This window comes from Paenibacillus sp. P4_A7, from assembly GCF_056402455.1.
This window is the reverse complement of the sequence record NZ_JBFUHJ010000423.1, coordinates 1-4,911: the sequence shown is the minus strand read 5'-3', so window position 1 is coordinate 4,911 and position 4,911 is coordinate 1. Positions and strand designations below refer to the sequence as shown.

At 36.3% G+C, this 4,911-nt stretch carries 4 protein-coding genes and 1 pseudogene; 4 read left to right on the top strand and 1 reads right to left on the bottom strand.

The annotated features are described in order from the left end of the window. Window positions 1–391: 391 nt before the first annotated feature. The 4 genes from AC1DWN_RS27940 to AC1DWN_RS27925 all read left to right on the top strand — a co-directional run bounded on the left by AC1DWN_RS27940 (window position 392) and on the right by AC1DWN_RS27925 (window position 4,639). Window positions 392–1,762 carry an ABC transporter substrate-binding protein gene (locus tag AC1DWN_RS27940; RefSeq protein ID WP_477562152.1) on the top strand — a complete coding sequence of 457 codons (1,371 nt, stop codon included), beginning with the start codon at window positions 392–394 and terminating at the stop codon, window positions 1,760–1,762. A 118-nt stretch (window positions 1,763–1,880) separates the two neighbouring features. Further along, window positions 1,881–2,723, top strand: coding sequence for a carbohydrate ABC transporter permease (locus AC1DWN_RS27935; RefSeq protein WP_477562151.1), 843 nt, complete (start codon window positions 1,881–1,883; stop codon window positions 2,721–2,723). Continuing rightward, the gene (locus AC1DWN_RS27930) at window positions 2,723–3,562 is read left to right on the top strand and encodes a carbohydrate ABC transporter permease (RefSeq protein WP_477562150.1); all 840 of its coding nucleotides are present in this window, start codon (window positions 2,723–2,725) and stop codon (window positions 3,560–3,562) included. Before AC1DWN_RS27935 ends, AC1DWN_RS27930 begins: the two co-directional genes overlap by 1 nt. A 45-nt stretch (window positions 3,563–3,607) precedes the next feature. Continuing rightward, the gene (locus tag AC1DWN_RS27925; RefSeq protein WP_477562149.1) at window positions 3,608–4,639 is read left to right on the top strand and encodes a LacI family DNA-binding transcriptional regulator; all 1,032 of its coding nucleotides are present in this window, start codon (window positions 3,608–3,610) and stop codon (window positions 4,637–4,639) included. 68 nt (window positions 4,640–4,707) lie between these two features. Here the strand turns inward: AC1DWN_RS27925 and AC1DWN_RS27920 are convergent. Then, window positions 4,708–4,911: pseudogene (locus tag AC1DWN_RS27920) on the bottom strand (sugar kinase); the annotation flags it as partial.

Here is a 4,911-nt window from a genome sequence, read left to right as displayed (position 1 = left end):
GCACGTTCCTTTTCAACAATAGCTATGATTATCAACTTTGTATCTCTAATTGACATTACGAAAATTCCGCTGTTGCACTGAAACCAAAAAAATCACTAAGCATTTCTTGCTTTAAATAATCAAGAATCCCTTTGGCCGTTAATGGTCAAGGGGATTTTTGAGTACGAAATAGGAATAATTTAAATAGGCGTCGGGGATGATAATGCATGAAGCTGAACGAGCGAAGAAAAACTATTGCATCTTTATAGGTCGATATGCTACTATAAATTCGAGCTCCGGTAACGTTACCGATAACGATACCGATTAAATTAAGGAAGCGTCATCATTTTTCGGAAATAGACAGATTTTAAAGGATCAAGGCAAACAATTTTAAAGAAAAGAAGGGGAAAAAATGAACAAAATGAAAAAAGTAATTGGTCTCGTTCTCGTATCCGTAATGATTATTGCATTAGTATCTGCATGTGGTAAATCAAATGATACGAATAACGGAGGAACTAGTGCCAAAGGTAAAGAAATTTACTTTTTAAACTTTAAACCTGAAATAGCAGCAACCTATGAAAAAATCGCAAAAGATTATGAAGCAGAAACTGGCGTTAAGGTTAAAATTGTAACTGCCGCTGCTGGAACATATGAGACAACTCTAAAATCTGAAATTGCGAAATCCGATGCTCCAACCATTTTCCAAATCAACGGCCCCGTTGGTTATGAAGCTTGGAAAGGCTACACAGCTGATTTGAAGGATTCTAAACTTTACAGCTATTTGACAGACAAAAGCTTAGCCGTAACAAGCGGTGAAGGTGTTTATGGTATTCCTTACGTAGTGGAAGGATATGGCATCATCTACAATGACGCGATCATGAAAAAATACTTTGCTTTAGCAGACAAAGCAGTATCCATTTCATCCACATCTGAAATCAATAATTTTGCAACACTAAAAGCGGTTGTTGAAGATATGACTGCTAAGAAAGACCAATTAGCTATTAAAGRTGTATTCGCTTCCACTTCATTAAGTGCTGGTGAGCAATGGAGATGGCAGTCACACTTAGCGAACATTCCTCTGTACTATGAATTCAAAGATAACACTGAATTTGACAACACGGTTTTGGCTGGTCTTGCATCCAAAGAAATTTCGTTCAAATACGGAGAAAACTACAAAAATATTTTTGACCTCTATATTAACAATTCCGTTACCAAAGGAACAATGCTCGGAAGTAAAACAGTAACAGATTCTATGGCTGAATTTGCTCTTGGTCAAGTTGCTATGGTTCAAAATGGAAACTGGGCGTGGGGACAAATCAACGAAGTAAGCGGAAACGTAGTAAAAGCTGAAGACATTAAGTTCATGCCTATCTACACAGGAGTGAAGGGTGAAGAAAAACAAGGTCTAGCTATTGGAACAGAGAATTATTTTGCTATTAATAGCAAAGTATCCGCTGAGAAACAAGCAGCATCTCTTGCATTCCTTGAATGGTTATTCTCAAGTGAAAAAGGTAAAGCCTACATTACGAAAGATCTAGGATTTATAGCACCATTTAATACATTTAAAGAAGATGAAAAACCTGCTGATCCACTTGCTAAAGAAGTATTAGCTTGGATGGAGAAGGATGTTACATCTGTAGCTTGGACATTTGCAGCGTTCCCAAGTGAAGAATTCAAAAACTATTTTGGTGATGCGCTATTGGAATATGCTCAAGGTAAAAAGACTTGGGAACAAGTTACAACAATCGTTAAAGACTCTTGGAAATCTGAAAAATCTAAATAAAGGTTAGATGAAAAAATGTGCCACTGCGTACCTAACGGTATGTGGTGGCATAAACCATGGGAGAGTTTAACTTTGTCTAGCTCACCATTTATTAATAATTTAGTTGGGGGAAGACAACATGGAAAAAGCGATTAAAAAGTATTTTGCACTTTTCGCATTGCCAACCTTACTGGCCTTCTCAGTAGCCTTTATCATACCTTTTCTTCTAGGTATATATTTGTCCTTTACTGAGTTTACTACAGTAACTGATGCGAAATGGGTTGGTTTAAGCAATTATGTAAAAGCGTTTTCTAACCAAGAATTTATCAATGCACTTTGGTTTACCGTTAAATTTACAGTGGTATCGGTTCTTACGATTAACGTGTTTGCATTCATCATCGCCATGTTATTGACTAAAGGGAAAAAGGGTACAAATTTATTTAGAACGGTATTTTTTCTACCAAACTTAATTGGCGGTATCGTGCTAGGTTATATCTGGCAATTAATTCTTAATGGTATATTGTATTATTTCGATGTAACTTTAACTTTTGATGCGCAATATGGCTTTTGGGGTTTAGTAATCCTAATGAATTGGCAATTAATAGGGTACATGATGATTATCTATATTGCGGGTATTCAAAATGTTCCTAAGGATATAGTAGAAGCTGCAAAAATTGACGGGGCTAATCGATTTGAAATTCTGCGGAATGTAACCATTCCACTCGTTATGCCTGCTATTACCATTTGTTTATTTTTGACGTTGTCAAATTCATTCAAGCTGTTTGATCAAAACTTAGCTCTAACAGCAGGTGCACCATCCAAGGAAACTACAATGTTAGCGCTTGATATTTTCAATTCCTTCTATAGTAAAACGGGTTGGGAAGGTGTAGGTCAGGCTAAGGCAGTTATGTTCTTCGTTCTGGTCGCAATAATTGCCTTGATACAACTTGTTATTACTAGAAGAAAGGAGATTGAAAATTAATGCATACTACTTCATCCAAGTTTAAGGATAGTATCGTTTATATCATTTTGATAGTGTTAGCTGTATTATTTTTAGCAMCTATCTTTATTGTTCTTATGAACTCCTTTAAAGGTAAGTTCTACATTAGTGATACGCCATTTGTATTGCCTAACAGTGAAACATTTACGGGATTAGAGAACTATACAAGCGGTATAGCAAAGACTGATTTCATGAGTGCGTTTGGAATGTCCTTGTTTATCACTGTATTTTCTGTGGCAGTAATAATATTGTTTACATCAATGACTGCATGGTATATAACAAGAGTAAAGACAAAATTTACAAATCGGTTGTATTATATTTTTGTATTCTCCATGATCGTACCATTTCAAATGGTCATGTTCACGATGAGTAAGGTAGCAAACGTTATACACTTTGACAATCCAGTAGGTATTATCTTTATTTATCTTGGATTCGGTTCAGGCTTGTCTGTATTTTTATTTAGCGGTTTTGTCAAAGCAATACCTATTGAAGTAGAAGAAGCGGTTATGATTGATGGATGCAATCCTGTGCAAGCATTCTTTTCAATCGTTCTGCCTATTCTAAAACCAACAGCAATAACGGTAGCTATTTTAAATGTGATGTGGATATGGAATGACTATTTGCTGCCATCCCTTATTATCGGGAATGAATACAAAACGATTCCAATCGCGATACAGTATCTCAAAGGCGGATACGGATCAATTGATATGGGAGCCATGATGGCGATGCTGGTACTTGCTATATTGCCAATTGTAATTTTCTATTTGTTCAGTCAAAAGTATATAATCGAAGGTGTTGTAGCGGGAGCCGTTAAAGGATAGAAGGAAGCTGCAACGGATGAGACATCTTGTAAAGGAAGAGTCAATATGGAAAGAATCACAATTATTGATATTGCAAAAATGTGCGGAGTAGGCGTTACCACTGTATCAAGGGCTATTAATAATCATCCTGATATTAGTGAAGAAACAAAAATGATGATTAAAAAAGTCATTAAAGAAAATCATTATATTCCAAACAACAGCGCAAGAAATTTGAAGCGTGCTGCTTCAAAAACAATAGCCGTATTGATTAAAGGTATTACAAATCCGTTTTTTAATACGATGATTAAAGTATTTGAAGAAGAAATTAAACGGAAGAAATATACCTTCTTTTTGYAGCGAGTGGATGAAAATCAAGATGAAATTGATGTAGCTATTGAGCTTGAGAAAGAAAAACGTCTAAAGGGAATTGTTTTTCTAGGAGGATATTTCTCACACTCGGAAGAAAAACTAACGCAGTTAACGGTACCTTTCGTGCTCAGCACAATAGGAATGACGGCTGAGTTTGATCTCACCCAATATTCTTCAGTTTCCGTGGATGATTTTAATGAAAGTAAGAAAATGGTCAATTATTTATGTGACGAGGGCCACACTAAGATTGCTACAATAACGGCTTCAATGGAAGACGTCAGTATCGGTAAATTAAGATATGAAGGCTACAAAAAAGCACTCGTTGATCGTGGCTTAAAACTTGATCTACAGCTGGTGCGGCCAATGAAAGAAGATATTGAAAGCTATACGATGGAAAATGGCTATGCCGTGACCAAAGAGTTACTTGAAACGAATGTAGAGTTTACTGCTATTTATGCCATTTCAGATAGTCTGGCCATAGGCGCATGCAAAGCTATTTTTGAAGCTGGTAAGCGAATTCCGGAAGACTACTCCGTGGCAGGATATGATGGACTAGATATTTCCTTTTATTATAACCCTTCGATTACGACGATTAGACAGCCAGTGAAAGAGATAGCAGAAGAAACGATAAGGATTTTATTTGATCTGATCCAAAAGAAAATAACACATGCACATAAAATTTTCCCAGCAGAATTAATAGTAAGAGATTCTACAAGGTCATTATTATAAGCAATTAGTTGAGTGAATACAGTCGCTCTTAAAGAAAACCGCTAACCTAATTAGGTTAGCGGTTTTTTTTATATCTCCATCTCTTTCCAAACCATGAGTGCTGAACCGGTGGCGACCGCTTCCTCTTTGAGCTCCCCTTTTGAAAAGGAAGGCTTGTAGTCAGGGAAATAATAGGTGTTTTTCTGAGCGATTTCAATAGCCTTTGCGTAAAATTGTTCGCTGGAGTTTACCAATACACCGCCGAGAATGATTTTTTCTGGATGGAACATATT

What these genes read in the sequence shown, in the direction of transcription:
- AC1DWN_RS27935 (WP_477562151.1), top strand. Translation starts at nt 1,881, where the DNA reads ATGGAAAAAGCGATTAAAAAGTATTTTGCACTTTTCGCATTGCCAACC.